This window comes from Veillonella sp. CHU732 (assembly GCF_003992085.1).
GTDB lineage: Bacteria > Bacillota > Negativicutes > Veillonellales > Veillonellaceae > F0422.
This window is the reverse complement of record NZ_RQVC01000015.1, coordinates 1-19,832: the sequence shown is the minus strand read 5'-3', so window position 1 is coordinate 19,832 and position 19,832 is coordinate 1. Positions and strand designations below refer to the sequence as shown.

The following is a 19,832-nucleotide window of genomic DNA, read 5'->3' as shown; positions in this document are numbered from 1 at the left end:
TATGATACCAACAATATATGCTGAATGGGTGACAATCTTGAAGGAATTAGCTGAAGGTACTAATGATCAAGTTGTATTAGAAAACATTCAGCAAGGTATATTTTTGGCTGATGGGCAAGCGTTATTAAGACTAGTCAAACGATTTGCAGCTGCTATAGATACACGTATTAATCGTCAGAAAGCACGATGGTCTAATATGTCGTATATAAAAAGTGAGCTTGATTTAGAAAGAGAGCTATATGCAATCCGAAGAGAGTTTATCTTTTTATTAAAAGTAGTTAATATTCCAGCATTGACAGAAACATATAAAGATGAATTGACGAAAAAAATAAAAGAATATGCAGATGAGACTCAACAGTCATTAGCAAATAGTCATATAACAGGGGTAGGAAGAGTTGAATATATAATTAGAAATAATCCGGTGAATCGATTTGACAATGTGATGGAGGTTAACAACGATGAGTGATAGTACTACGGCGAAAACATTAATAAAACGATACATCATAGCCAGAATTCCTTTGATTACAATAGACTCTATTGAGCGTAGTAGAGTTTTAGATACGATCAAAGAGATTCGAGATGAATTAATGATACCAATTTGGGTACATACTTTATCTAAGGGGATTGTAGATGTTGAAACCAATAAGGTCATTCGAGAAGATAAATCTATCTATGGAGCTATTGAATTTATGTCAGAGCAGATGTTGAAACGACAAAATTTAACCATGGTGTTTACTGAAGTCCCTGATATTTCAACAGATACAGCAGATGCTAAACAATTTAAGGATTTAATTACATTAGCTAATGAACAGGGCGGGAGTATTGTCATTCTTAGTGATAAACCTGTTTGGAATCAGTTACAACGCTTGGGTTTAATCGTACAAGTAGATATGCCCAATGAAGATGAAATGTACAGCATTCTCAGTGCATATATTGATGACTACAGAACGATTATTCCAGTAGAATGGGATGAAAGTGATATTCGTGAGGCGGCTTCTATTTTGGCTGGTGTTACACAAATCGAAGCAGAAAATGTAATTGCAGCCTTAGTTGCTAATAAGAGTATTACCAAAAAAGATATGGACGAAGTTCGAAATGCTAAAGATCGGTTATTTGCGGATATCTCTGGCTTGGAAAAAATTGATGTGGATGCATCCATTGAAAATGTTGGAGGATTAGCGGGGCTCCAAACTTGGTTAGAGGAGAAAAAACAACTGTTATCAGCTGAAAAACGTGAAGAGTTACGTAAAAAAGGTCTAAAGCCACCAAGAGGAATATTGTTGGTCGGAGTACCTGGATGTGGTAAATCTTTGTCTGCAAAATCAATTTCGGCTAAATGGAAGTTGCCTTTATATCGTCTTGACTTCGCAACAGTACAAGGAAGTTATGTAGGTCAGACAGAACAACAATTAAAAGATGCATTAACAACAGCAGAGAATGTATCGCCATGTATTTTGTGGATTGATGAAATTGAAAAAGGTCTGTCCGGTGCTGGAAGCTCAAATGATGGTGGTGTATCAACTCGTATGGTAGGGCAATTTTTGTTTTGGCTACAAGAGTGCAAGAAAAATGTGTTTGTAGTAGCCACGGCGAATGACGTTTCCATGCTTCCATCGGAACTTTTACGTAGGGGACGATTTGATGAATTATTTTTTGTTGATCTGCCTACGAGTAATGAACGTAAAGATATTTTGTCAATGTATTTTTCTAAATACCTTAACCAAATACTGGAACCTTCATTATTAGAACATATAGTGGAGATTAGTGATGGGTTTACAGGTGCTGACTTAGAGTCTACAGTACGAGATATTGCGTATCGAGCTATTGCGAAAGAAGGTTTTATTATAGACTCGGAGAGTATTACAACAGCTTTTAATAATGTGGTACCATTAAGCCAAACGAGTCCTGAAAAAATAGAAAGCATACGGGATTGGGGAAAAGAAAGAGCTGTTCCAGCATCTGGCCTGCCTATCGGCGCAGAAAAGCTATCATCTAATGATGGTAAAAGTAGAATACGAAAAGTTTTAATATAGGGGGAGTATATGCCGAAACCTATGATTCAGTTTGGAAACAAAGAAACTTCAGCAACAGTATCTAATTCGATGTTAAGTGCAAGACAAGCACAGACTAAAGAAAAGCATGATACATTAAGTAAGGAAGAGCTAGAAATGTTAATCCGCAAGCCTCGCTCTAAAGAATATGTAGATTTCTTGAAAAAATTAGATATAGGCTGTGAAGCGGATATGTCTAGTTATATAGAAGAATGGAAAGAACGAGTTGATAAAGAGTTTCCAATGATTGATATGGTTAGTAACTTTCTATTGGGAATCATTTCTCGCTGCTATCTAGGAGACTCTTATGAAGTGCATATGCTTGATAAAACACTATCTATCGTTGGGCATTTTAAAAAGGGTGAGCCATTACCAAATGGATTAGAGCCTTGTCGATCTATTGGGATGAATCCTAATTATGAATTTGTAGAAGTCTATGAACACATGTATTGTATTGTAGATAAAAATGGAAATACATCTGTTATACAACGATAATAATAGATTAATTTTTAAACTTATTAAGCAAACAAAAAAAGGACTGTACCACATGCCTAGGCATGTGGTACAGTCCTTTAGTTACGTAAGATGTATATCGTCGGTGGAAATTACCGATCTCGTATAGCTTCTCGCTTCTCAATATATCGAAGTGATAAGATACTACCGTAAATAGTATTTGTCAATGGAGAAATGAGTATGTTAAGGGATTTCTTTAAAATATTCTGGCAATGGCGCCTGCAATGCCGTCCACTTTTGTGTCATGGGATGGATAAAATAAAGCTCTGAGGCATGCAAGCATTGTTTAGTTCGCCACGTTAAGGAGCCTCCATATAAATCATCGCCAGCGAGTGGGTATCCTAAAGCACTAAGGTGGACTCTAATCTGGTGAGTTCGTCCTGTGTGCAGATAACAGCGCACATGAGTATGATGTGGATGTTGTCGAACTACAGTGATATCTGTATGGGCAGGTTGCCCTAGTGGATGAGCACAACGTTCAATAATGCTACCCTCTAAGCGAGCAATAGGGAAATGAATGGATAACTTACTGACAGGAATAATACCATCGGTTATAGCATCGTATACTTTTTGGATGCGTGAATGCTGCTTGGTGAAAGCATGTTGAACCAAGGCATTCTTAGCAATAATAACGAGACCAGAGGTGTCCTTATCTAGTCGATGGATGGGGTGAAAGCTAGCGTTCATACCTTGGTTTTCAAAGTATGCTAATACGCCGTTAGCAAGTGTATGGTATCTTTCAGAGGAAGTAGGATGCATAAGCATGCCTGCAGGTTTATTGATGACCAGTAGATGGTCGTCCTCAAAGACAATGTCTAGGTCCATTGGCGTTGGATCGATATGGGAAGTTTTATTTAAGTGGACCGCCACAGAGTCGCCAGGATGAAGTAAGGTATCCCAAGTAGATGGTACTCCGTTCACAAGAAATGAACCTTCACGACGAAGACGACGGCGCATAGCTTGTGATACCTTTTGCTCTCGGATGGCTTGATTCATGGAGCATGGAGCATGATCTAATGAAAGTGTGAAATATAAAATAGGTTGCATAAGATTCCTTAATTTGTATTGTACATTGTTGTTAAAATGAAATATCTACACTGTATCATATCACAGGAAGGTAGAGAATTAAACCATGGCAAATAGATATTCGCAGTAGAAAAATAAAGGTAAATACATTAAGATATACATAAGAATGCTTTTTATTTAATAAGGGGGAAGACAGAGTGTTTATTAATCATAGTAATCATCCGAGTGCGCAATGGGATGATTTACAACGAAGAACAGCAGAGAGTTACGGTCCTATTGTGGATGTACCATTTCCAAGTGTGGCTCCAGAAAGTACTACGGCAGAGGTACAACAGTTAGTAGAGCAATATGGAAATAGTATAGTGGAAAAAAATCCTGCTGTTGTCATGGTATAGGGCGAGTTTACGTATACATACAAAATGGTGAACTTTCTCAAAGGTCATCATATCCAAGTTGTAGCAGCCACTAGTGAACGAATCGTTAGGACCTTAGATGCTGGTAAAACAAAACAAGTAGAATTCAACTTTGTACAGTTTAGAGAATTTTAAGGAGAAGCAGGATGGCGAAACGAGAAATATTGTTGACTGCATATAGTCCAGTGAGCAGTAACACATTTTCGGAAAGATTACATCAGATTGAAAGAAGTCTTGATGAGTTAATAAAATCTGAGAATAGCACAAAGGGAAGATTGGAAGAGTTTAATAAAGATGTCATTGATTCAGAAGAAGTACGAAAAGAGACTGAAAAATTAGCAAACATACGTGATGAGATAAAACGCTTAGAAGAAATAAAAAGAAAAATTGAGCAAAGAAATGATGAAATTATAAAACATGACGCACCTAAAGAATGGCGAGTCTTATTTGATACTGTCAATAAAGTTTGGAAAACCAAAGTTGAAAACTCTGAGTTTGAAGGTTTACACTTAAATCATGCGTATACAACATCAGAGTCTGCTTTTAAAGAACTAGTGATACCTTATACTAAACGAGAAAGCTATGACGGTAAAAGAATCGAGAAACGTGAAGCATGCAAGATAGAAAAGATATTTGCATTTACTACAGAGAAAGTAAAGAAGTTTAATTTAAAAAATACGTATTATCATAATGGTGATGAAATTATTAGTGCAAATCATCAAAATAGTGGCGTGGGAATGATCAATGAGATGTTTATCGAGGATAGACTTCAAGCGATTCATAAGTTTGCAGATAATGGTATAGAAGAACTGAAATTTGAGCATCTTTTGGTTGAGGAAAATGGAGTTAACCCTACTGCAAGTATTCAGAGTGTGTTAAAAATGGTTGGGTTAGTACAGTCATACATTAAAGAATACGAAGGAGATGAATTTATCATTCATGCTGATATGAGTGGTGGGTTCAGACATATTCCACTAATTTTAATGATGGTATTGAATATCTTGCAACGTAGTAATCATACGATTGGGGAAATTATGTATACCATGTTATTGCCTGGAGAGGTAAAAATAGAGAGAATTAATGATATCTTTGATATGCAACGGTTTACTAATGGTGTACATGAGTTCATAGAATTTGGTAGTGGTGAAGAGTTAGGTGAATATTATACATTAAGCAAACGGAAGACGGATCTAGAAAGTACTAGTGAGGACTATGATAAAAAGATTGATGCTTTCATAAAAGCTGTTAAACAGTTTTCAGAGGCTATTACATTGTCGGATAGAAATGAATTCCGTCATGCTGTAAAAAGTATTGAGTCCGCATGGAAAGCATTAAAGCAGGATCTTTCAGATAAGAAAATCCAAAAACAATTGGAATATACAATTGAAATGGAAAGGAAACACCATACACAAGCCCCAACGGCTATCGAAAATAATCTAGGGTTATTAAAGACATTTTTACCACGCATTGAAACAGAATATAAACAGTTATGGGAGACAGATGATGATTTAGACTATATTTTGTGGTGTTTAGATCATAATTTTATACAACAAGCATTGACTCTGTATGCAGAAATCTTCCCAGAAGTTGTAATCAGTGGGGATAGGCCTATCATTCAATTAGAATCAGGATTTCATAAAAAGCTACGTAAAGAATTTGATAGCAAGGTGTATACATTTCCGTTTTGGTTACTAAATCACTATTCTTGGTCTAAGACATTGAACACAAATGAGGCTAAGCCTGATAGTTCAGGAGAAAATTCTAATCAAGATAATGCACAAAATAAAGAAGATGATACTACTAGAATGCCTTGGAGCCGTAGACGGAAAGAAGTGGATGCGGAAATAGAGGTAATAAAAAAATCTGTTGGGCATAGCATTAAAGAGGCGTTACCAAAACTAGTATCTAATGGTGCTGTTATCAAATCTCTTAGGGAAGCCATAGCTGATCCAACAGCTACGAAAGAAGATGCGATTGTTAGTCAGTTTTTAGGTGCATTAGGAACATTGGCTGAGGAGATTCAATTTCCAACGATAGACGAGGTTGAAATTGATGTGGACGAACAACAGAAATATATCGTTGCCTTAGCTACTTTATTTGCGTATCCTTTTAGACTGATAGAGAGTATAGAAAGTATTGTAACTGATGCAGAGAAAGAAAAAGAAACTTCTAAAGCAGTTGGTAACATAGCTAGGAAAGGAGAACTTGTAGAATATGTGAAAAAGCAGTACACTGGATTACCTGAGTATTATGAACGGCTAGTAACTGCGAACATAATAGATATACATATTAGTGCGAAGCAACCTTTAAAAATGGTGTTAAATGCCATCAAGTGCTGTGATAAAGAGTTTAAAATAAGAAAGCAATATTTCTTGTTTGCACAGATGTCCACAGAGGCGATTCAAGCTATGTTTATCCCTCATAGATATAGCCCTAGGGTACGTATGCCCTATGAAATTAGCCAGATGGACGATGAGATATTTGTGAAGAAGGTATACGATTATTTGATAGAAAAAGATATTATAGTTCAAACTGCTAATATGGAAGGAGTATGCTTAAAGGAACTGCAAGGACAAATTAAAACATATTGGCCACACATGGATGTTGATGAAGATTGGCAAAGGATTGCTCCAGCTAGTTTAGGAGGTAGATTGCCTGAACTTGATGAGAATGGTGTATCTTATGCAGATTTATTGATTTTGAGAAGTTTATTTGTTCCTTATAAACTGATTAAGAATATTCGCAATGCTTCTGTTCATGCACGGACCGATAGAGATGGGCTGGTTACAAAGGATAGCTTAACTACATTATTAAGAAATAGTGTAATGTGGTTACAACGCTTAAAATCCGTTTCTAAATAGAGAGATGTAAAGAAAGAGAGAATATATAATGGATCATTATATCGTCTTATTTTTGAGTACCATTGCCATGCAAAATTCAAATGGTAAAGATAATTTCAGACATACGATATATAAAAATATTTTAGACGGACAAGAGGTAGATTGCATTCAAACCAATGAGTCTGCTGTGAGATATTTGCAGGAACGGTTGCGTAAAACAAAAGAATCTATCTCTAAGATTTACATATTAACCAGTAAAAAGGTGAGGGACTTAGAATCGTTTGTGTATGAAGGGAAAGCGTATACTATTTCTCATATAGAGCTTTTTAAAAAGCGTTTAGGCGATACACTAGGGTTTGTGGAAAGTCAATTTGAATGCATTGAGTATGATGAGACTGAAACTGTAGAAACGAATATGGATAAGCTGTTGGAATTGGCTCATTCTATTCGTGAAAAACATGGATATCATTCAGATGAAATGATTCATTTTGATATGACCGGCGGATTGCGGACCGTTACTCAGATGCTCACATCATTGCTGTATTTGTTAAAACATTCTCAGGTCAATATCGGGTACGTATTGTATTCTGATTTTACGAAACAACTAGTGGAAGATGCTAGTGAGTTGTTTGATATTAACACATTAGTGGCAGGTATCGAAGAATTTACTCATTATGGTAGTACACGATCCTTGCAGTCTTATTTTAAAGAAACTATTACATATGATACAGCTATTAGTGACGCTTGTGCAGAATTGCTGACAGTGATGAATGAATTTTCTATGGCGGTCAGTTTGTGTATTCCCTATAAAATGGTACAAATTATTAAATTGTTACGGGAAAGAATAGATATATTTAAGCAAAGTGTTCATATATCTGTGAAAGAAGATGCGTTTTGCTATACGATTCATACGATTGAAAGGGAATATAAACAACTTTTTCATACTATCAACGATGATGTTAAGCTAAAGCTTGCTATTATACGTTGGTGTATACAAAAAGAGTTATTGCAGCAAGCGTTGACATTGAGTACGGAATGGTTGCCTCAGATTATCTTTCAAGAAAAAATATTTTATCATACACATATAGATACTATCCGCGTTAAACCTGCGATGCACCGCACGAAAGAAGAAGAGTTTGTCATTTCCTATCCTAGGGATGCAAAATCACCAGAGAAGATGCTTTCAGTGAATGAGGGTGCACCGCCTAACCAACCAGCAGAGATAGTCAAACGCATTAAGGCGACAATTAGAGATGTTAAGACCAAGACTGAGGTACAGACACTTATGCAGAGTATGGGTAAAGAACTAGTAAAATTACATGCTTTTATGGGTGACTGTGTAAGAGCATGGGACTGGTTACAACAACAGGAATATAATATATCTCTTCATAAGGGGCAGAAAAAGGAAGTATCAACTTCAAATATCATGGCCTTTCAAGGTCAGTTCCCAGAAGTAGAGCAATACTTACAGAACATGTTTCATCAAAATCCTAATACACAGGTTTCCTATGGTAAATTTTTGCTCCAACAATCGCAGACATTGGGGAAATTTTTATTTATGATTCTTGGAAGTGTGCCAGAGAAAACCTTATTACAGAGATTTTGGGCAGCACAGGAGTTATGCGAGGTAGAGCCTATAAAACGAAGTGGAAGTATTAAACCGTTAGAGGCATATCGTAAAGATAAAACTATATTGTATTATAATCTATTAAAAGAAAATGAAGCTCATAGTGTATTGCCACTAGAAGAAGCATTACAGTGTATTGTGGAATTTCATTATATTAAACAATTACGGAATACCATTAACCATGCTAGTGAGGAGAAACAATATATTTCCAGTGCGGACATTATTCAAAGAGTAGAACGATTAGTAAAAGCTATTGAATCTATGCATTGGAAAGAGGTTACTGTTATGAAAGAATTAGAAGGTATCCATGAATCTGATGAGAAAAGGGATAGTTTTTAGAAATGATGTAAGGTGAAGGAAAATTAACTTTCTTATAACCACTGTTTATATCTAGCTAATTTCAACGTTTAGGAGTATAATGAGGTATACAAATGTCTATTCCAAATGGTAGTCATACTGGGATATGCAAAGTTGAGGAGGGATTATGATGAAACAAATACGCTCGCTATTAGTAGCAAACCGTGGTGAAATCGCTATTCGTGTACTTCGTGCATGTAACGAAATGGGCATTCGCACAGTGGCTATTTACTCTAACGAAGATGCACTTTCATTACATCGCAATCAAGCAGATGAATCTTATTTAGTAGGGGAAGGTAAAAAACCTGTAGATGCATACTTAGATATTGAAGATATTATTCGTATTGCGAAGGAACATGACGTAGATGCGATCCATCCAGGGTATGGCTTCTTATCTGAAAATGCACATTTTGCACAACGTTGTGAAGAAGAAGGGATTACGTTCATCGGACCTAAAGTAGAACATTTAGTGATGTTCGGTGACAAAGTAAATGCTCGTATTCAAGCCAAAAAAGCAGATATACCGATGATTCCTGGCAGTGATGGTCCATTGAAAGACTTTGCAGAATTAGAAGCATTTGCTGAGAAATATGGCTATCCATTGATGATCAAAGCCGTGAATGGCGGTGGCGGTCGTGGTATGCGTGAAGTGACAAAATATGAAGAACTTCGCGATGCGTATGATCGTGCAAAATCTGAAGCAAAAATGGCCTTTGGCGATGATGATGTGTACGTAGAAAAATTAATTGTAGAGCCAAAACATATCGAAGTCCAAATCATCGGTGACGAACATGGCAATATCGTACATTTACATGAACGGGATTGCTCCATCCAACGTCGACATCAAAAAGTAGTAGAAGTGGCGCCGGCCTTTGCCTTATCCCGTGATTTGCGTGACCGTATTTGTGCAGCAGCTGTGAAAATCATGAAACATGTGAACTATGTCAGCGCTGGTACGGTAGAATTCTTGGTAACTGCAGATGGAAACTTCTATTTCATTGAAGTCAACCCTCGTATCCAAGTAGAACATACAGTAACAGAAATGATCACAGGCATTGACATAGTGCATACACAAATTCGTATTGCGGAAGGTCATGCATTGCACAGTGAAGCGGTAGCCATTCCTGCACAAGAAGATATTCGTTGTGAAGGGGTAGCCATTCAATGTCGTATTACCACAGAAGATCCAAACAATCACTTCATGCCAGATACAGGTAAATTGATTACGTATCGTAGCTCCGGTGGTTTTGGTATTCGTTTAGATGGTGGTAATGCTTTCACCGGTGCAGTTATTACACCATATTATGATTCCTTGCTAGTAAAAGCTACATCTTGGGCGTTGTCCACAGAAGAAGCTATCCGTAAAATGTTGCGTTGCTTGCGGGAGTTCCGTATTCGTGGTGTAAAAACGAATGTGCACTTCTTGGTGAATGTATTAGAACATGAAGTGTTCCAGTCTGGGGATTACAATGTTCATTTTATTGACGAACATCCAGAATTGTTCAACTTAAAAAAAGATAAAGATAGAGGTACAAAACTACTTCGCTACATCGCTGATGTAACTGTGAATGGTTACAATGGACACAAAGAAGAAGTACCAACATTTGAACCTATCATTATGCCATCCAATGTAGCCGGTGCACCAGCAGCGGGAACAAAACAAAAATTAGATGAATTGGGGCCAGAAAAGTTCTCTAAATGGGTGCAAGAACAACCAAAAGTATTGTTTACAGATACCACATGGCGTGATGCGCATCAATCCTTGTTTGCGACTCGTTTGCGTACAACTGATATGGCTCGTGTAGCCGGTCGTGTTGCGAAGGGATTGCCTAATTTGTTCTCCCTAGAATGTTGGGGTGGTGCTACATTTGATGTGGCGTATCGTTTCTTGCATGAAGATCCATGGGAACGGTTACGTATGTTCCGTGAACAAGTGCCAAACATCTTGTTACAAATGTTACTTCGTGGTTCCAATGCAGTGGGATACACAAGCTATGCAGATAATGTAGTACGTGAATTTATCCGATTGGCTGGCAAAAATGGTATCGATGTATTCCGTATTTTCGATAGCTTAAATAGCTTAGATAATATGAAAGTAGCCATCGACGAAGTGCGTAATCAAGGTAAAGTAGCAGAAGTGGCTTTATGCTACACAGGAGATATTTTAGATCCTCGCCGTGATAAATATAACTTGGCATATTATGTTAATATGGGTAAAGAGTTGGCAGCAGCTGGGGCTAATATTTTAGCCATCAAAGATATGGCTGGTTTATTAAAACCTCAAGCAGCATATAACTTAGTAAGTGCATTAAAAGATGCCGTAGACTTACCAATTCACTTACATACCCATGAAGGTTCTGGTAATGCGATTTATTCTTATGGTCGTGCCGTAGATGCAGGGGTAGATATTATCGACTTGGCATACTCCGCTTTTGCCAATGGTACAAGTCAACCTAGCATGAGCTCCATGTACTATGGTTTGACTGGACATGATCGTCAACCAACTATGAATGTAGCCTATATGGAAGAAGCATCCAACTACTTTGGATCTATTCGTCCGTACTACAAAGGAGTGGATCATACATCTTCTTACCCAAATACAACGGTATACCAACATGAAATGCCTGGTGGACAGTATTCTAACTTGCAACAACAAGCGAAAAGTGTGGGTCTTGGAGAGCGTTGGGAAGACATTAAACGTGTGTATCATGAAGTGAGCATGCTATTTGGTGATATCATCAAAGTAACACCATCTTCTAAAATTGTTGGCGATATGACTTTGTTCATGGTTCAAAATAATTTGACAGAACAAGATATCTACGACAAAGGGGATACATTGGACTTCCCACAATCTGTGGTGGAATTCTTCAAAGGATACATTGGTACTCCATATTTGGGATTCCCAGAACGGTTGCAACAAATTGTCTTAAAAGGTGAAAAACCATTGAATGGACGTCCAGGTGCTATGTTGCCATCAGTTGATTTTGAGGCGGTTCGTAAAGAATTGGCTGAAAAAGGTGCAGGTACTACAGATGAAGATGTGATTGCTCACTGCTTATATTCTAAGGTATTTGCTGATTATAGCACGTTCAAACATGACTATTCCGATGTGAGTGTATTAGATACTCCAACTTTCTTCTTTGGTATGAAACGCGGTGAAAGCGTAGAAGTGACTATTGAACAAGGTAAAACATTGGTAATCAAATACATTCAAATGAGTGAAGCTGATGAAGATGGTACTCGCCATGTGTTATTTGAACTAAATGGTCAACCTAGAACGATTAAAATTCACGATAAACACATTAAAACAACTGGTGTAGTTCGTCATAAAGTGGATCCAACAAAACCAGGTGAAGTAGGTGCTACTTTATCCGGATCTGTGGTGAAAATTGTGGCACAAGTGGGTCAAGCTGTGAAAAAAGGTGATGCCCTTGTAGTGACAGAAGCGATGAAGATGGAGACTACTATTACAGCGCCAGTATCTGGTGTGGTAGGTGTCATCCATGTTCGTGAAGGCAGCCGTATTGAAAGTGGCGACTGCTTGTTAACTATTGAAGAACAAGCGCATGTAGCGAACTAGGTTATATCATATGACATACGAAAACAGGAGCAACACTGTTGCTCCTGTTTATCATATTATAATTACTAGATATAAAAGGAGTGATTCTTATGGCATTTACATTGCCAGAGCGGTCTATTAGTAAAGGACCTAATTTCATTCGAGATGTGTTTGAACGAGGCGCAGGGATTCCTGGGTTCATTAGTTTTGGGATAGGAAATCCAGCTGGTGAAGTGGTGCCAGTACAGGAAATTCAATCTGCCTTTGACCACATTGTACATACAAATCCATTAGAAATTTTACAATATGGTCCTATGCAAGGAGATGCGAAGTTAGCAGAGCAAACATTGCATCGTTTGGTACATGTACATCACATGCCTGCAGAAGGACAGCAATTATTATTGTCCATCGGGGCAGGCCAAGATTTAGGGCTAGTACCTCGCACAGTATGTGATGCTGGCGATGAAGTGTACATGGATGCCTATACTTTCACCAGTGCGATTAATGCGGTGCGTAGTGTGGGAGCCAAAGCGGTAGGCATTCCTACCGACGGGGATGGTATGATTCCAGAAGCGTTGGAAGAAGCGGTAAAATCTGGAAAAGGTAAATATATCTATCTGATTCCTAACTTTCAAAACCCTACAGGTATTACTATGCCTTTAAAACGAAGAAAAGCCATTTATGACATTGCGAAAGCTTATGATTTGTTCATTTACGAAGATGATCCATATGGAGAAATTCGCTTTGGCGGTGAGCGAGTGCCTACTTTCAAAGAAATGGATACGGATAATCGTGTGCTCTATGCAGGGTCCTATTCTAAAACGATTTCGGCAGGATTGCGAGTTGGTTTTTTGTATGGTCCAAGCGAAGTAATCCAAGCTATCCAAGTGATGAAGAATAACTGTGATGGTCAAATGCCGCTAGTCACGCAACGTGTAGTAAGCCATTTGTTAGAACATATCGATTATGATGAACAAATCCAAAAGGTATGTAAGGTGTATCAAGAAAAATGCCATGTTATGTTAGATACATTTCGTCAATACGGTAGTTCTAAAGTGCATATGACAGAACCTACGGGAGGGATGTTTATATGGATGACATTGCCAGACCATGTGGACTGTGATGCTTTCTTTGAAGAGGCCATTGCTCGTAAAGTAGGCATTGTGAAAAGTGGTGCCTTTGCAGCTGATGGAGTTCCTTATGGACAACATTTCCGCTTAAGCTATACTGTGCCATCTTTGGAGGACATCCGTAAAGGCATGCAAATCATTGGAGAATTGACACGTGAGTATTGTGGTGACTAAGTATTTCCACTGCACATGGATGTTATAAAGATGAATTATAAGCGCAACATATGTAGGGTAACTGTTTTAGTTATTCACGACTATGTTGCGCTTATCTTATATGATGATGTTACAAAATTTTTGTATCCTATGTTATAATACATATATACCTATAGATATATAGGATATACATGCGTTCACAAGGGTGAATGGCATTTATTATTATGGTAGAGAAAGTTCTTAGGACTTTCAGACATATAGAAAGAAGGTTTATCATGGCATGTGGAGATAACGGTGGTTGCGGCGGTTGCGCTTCCTCTAGCGGATGTGGCACGCAACAACCAGTAGATTTGACAGTAAAAACAAATGATAGAAGTCATGTGAAAAAGGTGATCGGCATTGTATCCGGTAAGGGCGGTGTTGGTAAATCTTTGGTCACAAGCTTGATGGCAGTGAGTCAATCTCGTAAAGGTAAATCTGTAGGGATTCTTGATGGAGATATTACAGGTCCATCCATTCCAAAAGTATTTGGCTTGAAAGACAAAGTGCGTAGCGATGATGGTAAATTGATGTATCCTATCGTGTCTAAAAATGGCGTGAAAGTGATGTCTGTGAATTTGCTATTAGATGATGAATCGGATCCAGTCCTTTGGAGAGGTCCTGTAGTAGGTAATGTGGTAAAACAATTCTTCTCCGATACAGTGTGGGGCGATGTAGATTACTTGTTCGTGGATATGCCTCCAGGAACAGGAGACGTAGCGATGACGGTATTCCAATCCTTACCATTGGACGGTATTATCGTGGTTACATCTCCTCAAGATTTAGTATCTATGATTGTGGAAAAAGCCGTAAAAATGGCGGATATGATGCAAGTGCCTATTATTGGTGTAGTGGAAAACTTTGCTTATTTCCATTGCCCAGATAATGGAAAAGATTATAAAATCTTTGGTGAAAGTCACATTGATGAAGTATTGAAAAAATACAATTTATTGTTACTAGGTCGATTACCAATTGATCCTAAAGTAGCAGAGTTATGTGATGCCGGTGAGATTGAAACAATTACAACAACAAATTTAGAATCAGTAGGCTTACCAGAGTAAGCGTGGACAATACCATAGTGTACGTTGTACCTATGGTATTTTTCATAGGAGGAACTATGTGTGAACAGAATGAAGTCGCAACTATGTATGCTGACTTTTTTGAATATATTGAAAGCTCTACTTCACCATATCATACGGTGGAGGAGTCTTATCGTCGCTTAGAAGAACAAGGGTTTACACCTTTATCGATGGACGAAGAATGGAATTTGGAAGCAGGGGATTATGTCATTGATGTATATGGTACTACTTTAATAGCATTCCATATTGGAGAAAACCCTAGAGAGACTTTACGAATAGCCTCAGCCCATACTGATTTTCCAGGATTTAGGGTGAAGCCAAATCCGATGATTACGGACAAAGGCTATGGTAAGCTCAATGTGGAAAGTTATGGTGGATTAATTCAATATACTTGGTTTGATCGCCCGTTGTCCTTAGCTGGTGTAGTAGTGACAAAAGGAGAGGGTCTAGACCTAGAGACACACTATGTAGATATAGCAAAGCCGGTGGCTACTATCCCTAGTTTAGCGATTCATATGAATCGACAAGTTAATGAAAAGGCTGTGTTTAACAAGCAAAAAGAGATGTTACCACTCATTTTAATGCGCGGTGTAGGTACAGACTATGAAGATGACAAGACTGTATTAAAAGCTTTATTAGCTGAAGAAATTGGCTGTGAACCGGCAGATATTTTATCCTATGAGTTGACTGTGTATAATACGGATACAGTGGAAACAGTTGGCTTTGATGCGGAATATATCAGTGCGCCACGGTTAGATAATCTTACATCCTGTTATGCTTGCTTGCAAGGGATTGTAAGTGCCAAAGAACAACAGGCTACAGGGATTCGTATGGTATTCCTATTTGACCATGAAGAGGTGGGAAGTCGTACAAAACAAGGAGGAGCCTCCTTGTTATTACCAAATGTAGTACGCCGTGTGTACCGTGCTTTGGGACTCTCAGAAGAAGCTTGTGAAGCGGATATTGCAAAAGGGTTCATGATTTCTTCTGATGTGGCTCATGGTTATCATCCTAATTACGGAGAGAAAAATGATATTACTAACTATCCAATTTTGAATGGTGGTGTAGTTTTAAAAATAGCTAGCTCTCAATCCTATGCAGGAGATGCGGTGGCACAAGCGATTGTGACAGATCTATGTGAGACCCATGGCATTAAGCATCAAATTTATGTGAACCGCTCAGATATTCCAGGTGGCTCTACAGTAGGTTCTATTTCTTCAGCACAACTGGTGATGCGGACCATGGATGTAGGTTTACCACTGTTGGCCATGCATTCCGCACGTGAGTTGATGGGTACCTACGACCAAATGGAATTAAATCGGTTATTAACTGTATTTTTAGGGGAGGTATAACATGGTTTCTATGATGGCAATTTTTGTAGCATTAGTATTGAATCGAATTTCTACACCCTTTCAACATATGTTCTATGCACGAACCACAGTGAAAGAACAGCAAAAAGAAGAAGTCACAAAGGCATTACAATTATTGGGTATGATTGTGGTAGCTGTGTATGGTGTGACCGGTAATATTACATTGTTAGGAATTGATGGGGTTACCATTGTACAAACTGTTCTTGCTATTGCCTTGGGTATTGGGGTTGTGCAAGTGTTTGAAATTGTTTCGGTGTCTCATTTACGCCCTGTTTTGGAAGGACAAGAAGCGCCTAAGCAGGTATATGATCGCTGGATTTGGGATACTATTTTTATCGCAGGTTTATTATCTGCTCATGTACGGTATGGCTTAGAGTTTTCCTATATGGTCATTGCATGGCTCCTATACATTCTGATTCCATATGGCATTACACGATATAATATGAGCCGTGGCATAGAATTTAGCATTGGGAAAAAAGCCTATAAATGGGGAGCTCTAATCTGGATTTTTGCAGGTCTTATCCATTTGTTTGTATTATGATTCTCATTGATAACATGATATAATAAGTTAGCATTATGACAAAATGTTATACATATATAACAACGGTTTGAACTAGTATGCTAGTGAGAGCCGTTGTATGTTTAGTAGATAGAAAAGAGGTATTATGAAGTTAGATACAGTCTATACAGGCTTTCGTGTAAAGCGGATTGAACCTGTTCAAGAGGTAAATGGCACAGCCTATATGTTACACCATGAGCAATCTGGTGCACGTTTGTTATACATCGATACAGAAGATACAAATAAAGTATTTCATGTAGCATTCCGCACGCCCCCTCATGATAGTACAGGGGTAGCACATATTTTAGAACATTCTGTGTTGTGTGGATCCCGTAAATTTCCTTTGAAAGAGCCCTTTGTGGAACTCGTAAAAGGTTCTTTGAACACATTCTTAAATGCTATGACCTATTCTGATAAAACTGTGTATCCAGTGGCGAGTAAGAATGATGCAGACTTTCATAATTTGATGGATGTCTATTTGGATGCCGTATTCTATCCTCGTGTAGCTAAGGACCCGATGATCGTTATGCAAGAGGGATGGCATTATGAGTTGGAATCTGCAGAAGATCCATTGACCTATAAAGGCGTTGTCTATAACGAGATGAAAGGGGTTTACTCCTCGCCTGACTCTCAATTAGATCATCATAAAATGGCGTTGTTATATCCTGGCACTACCTATGGGCATGATTCTGGTGGATATCCTGATAATATTACAGATTTGACCTATGAAAACTTTAAAGCTTTCTATGATTCCTATTACCATCCGTCCAATAGTTATATCTATCTATATGGGGATATGAATATTGAAGAAACATTGGCATTCATTGATAAGGAATATTTGTCAAACTTCCATGCCATTGAAGTAGATTCTAGCATTGCTATGCAAGAGTCTTTATCTGAACCAGTAGTAGCATCGTTCCCATACGGTATTGGTAATGATGAAAGTGATAAGGGCAAAGCTATTCATTCCTTAACCTATGTATTTCCAGAAATGACATTCACTCAAAGTTTAGCTTTTGAAGTGTTGAATCATGCCTTATTTACATCCGGCTCAGCACCGTTGAAAGAAGCCTTAGTGAAAGCAAATATTGGTAGTGATGTAAGTGGCTCCTACATGGATGGGATTCGTCAGCCATTATTTGAAATTAGTGTCACAGGTTCTGAAATCGAAAAACAAGCACAGTTACAGGAAGTGGTGGAAACTACATTACGTCAATTAGTGGATGCAGGTTTAGATAAGGAATTGTTAGAGGCATCCTTAAATCGCATTGAGTTCATTTTGCGAGAAGCTGATTTTGGAGGGCGTCCAATTGGTCTTGCGTACGGCTTACGAGTGATGGATAATTGGTTATATGATAAAGATCCTATTGAATTGTTACAATATGAACCAGTATTGAAAGCACTTCGTGAAGGATTATCTACTGATTTCTATGAAAACTTATTACGTACCTATATCTTAGATAACACACATAAAGGCTTAGTTTCTCTGTATCCTGAAAAAGGTTTGCAAGAGAAAAAAGAGCAAGAAGAGACTGCTAAACTAGCGGCTATTAAATCAAATATGAGTGAAGAAGAAATTGCCCATATTATTGATCAAACAGCGAAATTAAAAGAAATGCAACAAGCCGTAGATTCTGAAGAAGCGCTAGCAACTATTCCTTTATTAGAATTGTCTGATATTTCTCCTGTAGTAGAAGTAACACCACGTCGTGAAATTGACCATAAAGGTATTCGTGTGCATCACATTGATGTACCAGCTCGTGGTATTAACTATGTGAGCTTGTATTTCAATATGGAATCTTTGCGAGAAGATGAAGTATTCTATGCAGAGTTATTGTCAGATGTATTAGGTAGACTAGATACAGAACATTTTACCTATGCAGAGATAGCAAAAGAAATTAATCTACATTTAGGTGGTTATACGATGGATGTATTGCCAGTCTCTATCCATAATGAACGTGATGCATTTGTACCATTAGCAGTTGTTCGTAGTAAGGCTTTAGCATCTAATATTGGTTATTTAACATCTATTCTTGGAGAAATTGTAGGACGTACAAAGTTTGATAGCCAAGAACGTCTTGTAGAATTATTAAAAGAAGGAAAAGCTATCTGGGATACAGAAGCATTCCGCCGTGGTAATACGATTGTTACTAACTTGCTTATGGCGAAAGTATCAAAAATTGGTAAATTTAGAGACCAAGATACACTAGGCTATTTCCGTCGTTTAGTTGAAGTCTTAGACAATGAAACATTACTAGCTGGTGTGACAGAACAATTGATGAAAGTACAACAACGTTTATTCCGTAAAGATAACTTGGAAGTATCTTTTGTAGGTAGTGCTGAAGAACTAGAAACTTTCTTAGCACATCTAGACGATATCACTGCTGTTTTAAGTGATGATAGTTGGGAAGCACAGCTAGAGATGACTCAATCCTATGTGAATGAAGGTTTAGCTACATCTGGTAAGGTACAATATGTGGCAAAAGGTGGCAACTTCCGTGATCATGGCGGTACACATACAGGCACTATGAGCGTCTTAGAAACTATGTTGCGCTACGATTATCTGTGGAATTTAATTCGTGTACAAGGTGGAGCGTATGGAGCCTTTGCTAACTTCCATAATAATGGTAATATGGTATTCTGTTCCTACCGTGATCCAAACTTGGAAAATACATTACAAGTGTACGATGGATTGCCGACGTATTTACGTGAATTAGATTTATCTCCACGAGAAATGCGTAAATATATCATTGGTACTATGAGTGGACTGGATGTATCTAATACACCATTCCTACAAGGAGCTCGTGCTATGAGCTTATACTTTGGGAATACCAATGAAGTAAATATGACTGCTTTCCGTCAACAAGTCTTGGAAACAACAGTAGAAGACTTACGTGGATTAGCAGATGTCATTGAAAAAGTGCTACAAGATAACCATATCGTAGTCATGGGTAGCGAACAGCGTATCAAAGAAGCAGAACAGATCTTCGACAAAGTGAGTAACCTAGTACAATAATTTCATAAGCATATAGTAAAAGCGGCTCTTTGTCAAATGTGGGGGCTACTCATGTAAAAGCTTTTAGCGCTAGCTATGGAAATAGCTAGCGCTATTCTTT

General features: G+C 38.0%; 14 protein-coding genes. 13 read left to right on the top strand and 1 reads right to left on the bottom strand.

The genetic code is table 11. The features are described from left to right. The first annotated feature begins 1 nt into the window (after position 1). The 3 genes from EO121_RS07135 to EO121_RS07125 are packed head-to-tail and all read left to right on the top strand — an operon-like array spanning position 2 to position 2,546. Positions 2 to 466, top strand: a complete 465-nt coding sequence (locus tag EO121_RS07135; RefSeq protein ID WP_127167057.1) for a hypothetical protein — start codon at positions 2 to 4, stop codon at positions 464 to 466. Continuing rightward, positions 459 to 2,033: an AAA family ATPase gene (locus tag EO121_RS07130; RefSeq protein ID WP_127167055.1), complete on the top strand. Its 1,575-nt coding sequence runs from the start codon at positions 459 to 461 to the stop codon at positions 2,031 to 2,033. The genes EO121_RS07135 and EO121_RS07130 overlap by 8 nt, the downstream gene beginning before the upstream one ends. A 9-nt stretch (positions 2,034 to 2,042) precedes the next feature. Further along, positions 2,043 to 2,546, top strand: a complete 504-nt coding sequence (locus EO121_RS07125) for a hypothetical protein (RefSeq protein WP_127167054.1) — start codon at positions 2,043 to 2,045, stop codon at positions 2,544 to 2,546. Positions 2,547 to 2,747: 201 nt separating this feature from the next. On the opposite strand, the gene EO121_RS07120 is transcribed toward EO121_RS07125, so the two are convergent. Next, positions 2,748 to 3,611, bottom strand: a complete 864-nt coding sequence (locus tag EO121_RS07120) for an RluA family pseudouridine synthase (protein WP_127167052.1) — start codon at positions 3,609 to 3,611, stop codon at positions 2,748 to 2,750. A 176-nt stretch (positions 3,612 to 3,787) separates the two neighbouring features. Here EO121_RS07120 and EO121_RS07115 point away from each other — a divergent pair, with 176 nt between their 5' ends. The 10 genes from EO121_RS07115 to EO121_RS07075 all read left to right on the top strand — a co-directional run bounded on the left by EO121_RS07115 (position 3,788) and on the right by EO121_RS07075 (position 19,732). Beyond that, positions 3,788 to 3,985: a hypothetical protein gene (locus tag EO121_RS07115; protein ID WP_127167050.1), complete on the top strand. Its 198-nt coding sequence runs from the start codon at positions 3,788 to 3,790 to the stop codon at positions 3,983 to 3,985. A gap of 24 nt (positions 3,986 to 4,009) precedes the next feature. Continuing rightward, entirely contained in the window at positions 4,010 to 4,138 is a 129-nt protein-coding gene (locus EO121_RS08810; RefSeq protein ID WP_255416497.1) for a hypothetical protein, read from the top strand. Positions 4,139 to 4,149: 11 nt separating this feature from the next. Next, positions 4,150 to 6,864: a TM1812 family CRISPR-associated protein gene (locus tag EO121_RS07110; protein ID WP_127167048.1), complete on the top strand. Its 2,715-nt coding sequence runs from the start codon at positions 4,150 to 4,152 to the stop codon at positions 6,862 to 6,864. Positions 6,865 to 6,892: 28 nt separating this feature from the next. Beyond that, positions 6,893 to 8,809: a TM1812 family CRISPR-associated protein gene (locus EO121_RS07105; RefSeq protein ID WP_127167046.1), complete on the top strand. Its 1,917-nt coding sequence runs from the start codon at positions 6,893 to 6,895 to the stop codon at positions 8,807 to 8,809. A 148-nt stretch (positions 8,810 to 8,957) separates the two neighbouring features. Further along, a complete protein-coding gene (locus EO121_RS07100) occupies positions 8,958 to 12,407 on the top strand; it encodes a pyruvate carboxylase (protein ID WP_127167094.1) in 3,450 nt (1,149 codons plus the stop codon). Positions 12,408 to 12,496: 89 nt separating this feature from the next. Continuing rightward, positions 12,497 to 13,690, top strand: coding sequence for a PLP-dependent aminotransferase family protein (locus EO121_RS07095; RefSeq protein ID WP_127167044.1), 1,194 nt, complete (start codon positions 12,497 to 12,499; stop codon positions 13,688 to 13,690). 254 nt (positions 13,691 to 13,944) lie between these two features. Further along, complete coding sequence (locus EO121_RS07090) at positions 13,945 to 14,769, top strand: Mrp/NBP35 family ATP-binding protein (RefSeq protein ID WP_009354132.1); 825 nt, start codon at positions 13,945 to 13,947, stop codon at positions 14,767 to 14,769. Between the two features lie 56 nt (positions 14,770 to 14,825). Then, positions 14,826 to 16,139: a M18 family aminopeptidase gene (locus EO121_RS07085; RefSeq protein WP_127167042.1), complete on the top strand. Its 1,314-nt coding sequence runs from the start codon at positions 14,826 to 14,828 to the stop codon at positions 16,137 to 16,139. Position 16,140: 1 nt separating this feature from the next. After that, complete coding sequence (locus EO121_RS07080) at positions 16,141 to 16,698, top strand: hypothetical protein (RefSeq protein WP_127167040.1); 558 nt, start codon at positions 16,141 to 16,143, stop codon at positions 16,696 to 16,698. A gap of 124 nt (positions 16,699 to 16,822) precedes the next feature. Next, positions 16,823 to 19,732, top strand: a complete 2,910-nt coding sequence (locus tag EO121_RS07075) for an insulinase family protein (protein WP_127167038.1) — start codon at positions 16,823 to 16,825, stop codon at positions 19,730 to 19,732. Positions 19,733 to 19,832 lie beyond the last annotated feature (100 nt).

What these genes read in the sequence shown, in the direction of transcription:
- EO121_RS07135 (WP_127167057.1), top strand. Translation starts at nt 2, where the DNA reads ATGATACCAACAATATATGCTGAATGGGTGACAATCTTGAAGGAATTA.
- EO121_RS07130 (WP_127167055.1), top strand. Translation starts at nt 459, where the DNA reads ATGAGTGATAGTACTACGGCGAAAACATTAATAAAACGATACATCATA.
- EO121_RS07125 (WP_127167054.1), top strand. Translation starts at nt 2,043, where the DNA reads ATGCCGAAACCTATGATTCAGTTTGGAAACAAAGAAACTTCAGCAACA.
- EO121_RS07120 (WP_127167052.1), bottom strand. Translation starts at nt 3,611, where the DNA reads ATGCAACCTATTTTATATTTCACACTTTCATTAGATCATGCTCCATGC.
- EO121_RS08810 (WP_255416497.1), top strand. Translation starts at nt 4,010, where the DNA reads ATGGTGAACTTTCTCAAAGGTCATCATATCCAAGTTGTAGCAGCCACT.
- EO121_RS07110 (WP_127167048.1), top strand. Translation starts at nt 4,150, where the DNA reads ATGGCGAAACGAGAAATATTGTTGACTGCATATAGTCCAGTGAGCAGT.
- EO121_RS07105 (WP_127167046.1), top strand. Translation starts at nt 6,893, where the DNA reads ATGGATCATTATATCGTCTTATTTTTGAGTACCATTGCCATGCAAAAT.
- EO121_RS07100 (WP_127167094.1), top strand. Translation starts at nt 8,958, where the DNA reads ATGAAACAAATACGCTCGCTATTAGTAGCAAACCGTGGTGAAATCGCT.
- EO121_RS07095 (WP_127167044.1), top strand. Translation starts at nt 12,497, where the DNA reads ATGGCATTTACATTGCCAGAGCGGTCTATTAGTAAAGGACCTAATTTC.
- EO121_RS07090 (WP_009354132.1), top strand. Translation starts at nt 13,945, where the DNA reads ATGGCATGTGGAGATAACGGTGGTTGCGGCGGTTGCGCTTCCTCTAGC.
- EO121_RS07085 (WP_127167042.1), top strand. Translation starts at nt 14,826, where the DNA reads ATGTGTGAACAGAATGAAGTCGCAACTATGTATGCTGACTTTTTTGAA.
- EO121_RS07080 (WP_127167040.1), top strand. Translation starts at nt 16,141, where the DNA reads ATGGTTTCTATGATGGCAATTTTTGTAGCATTAGTATTGAATCGAATT.
- EO121_RS07075 (WP_127167038.1), top strand. Translation starts at nt 16,823, where the DNA reads ATGAAGTTAGATACAGTCTATACAGGCTTTCGTGTAAAGCGGATTGAA.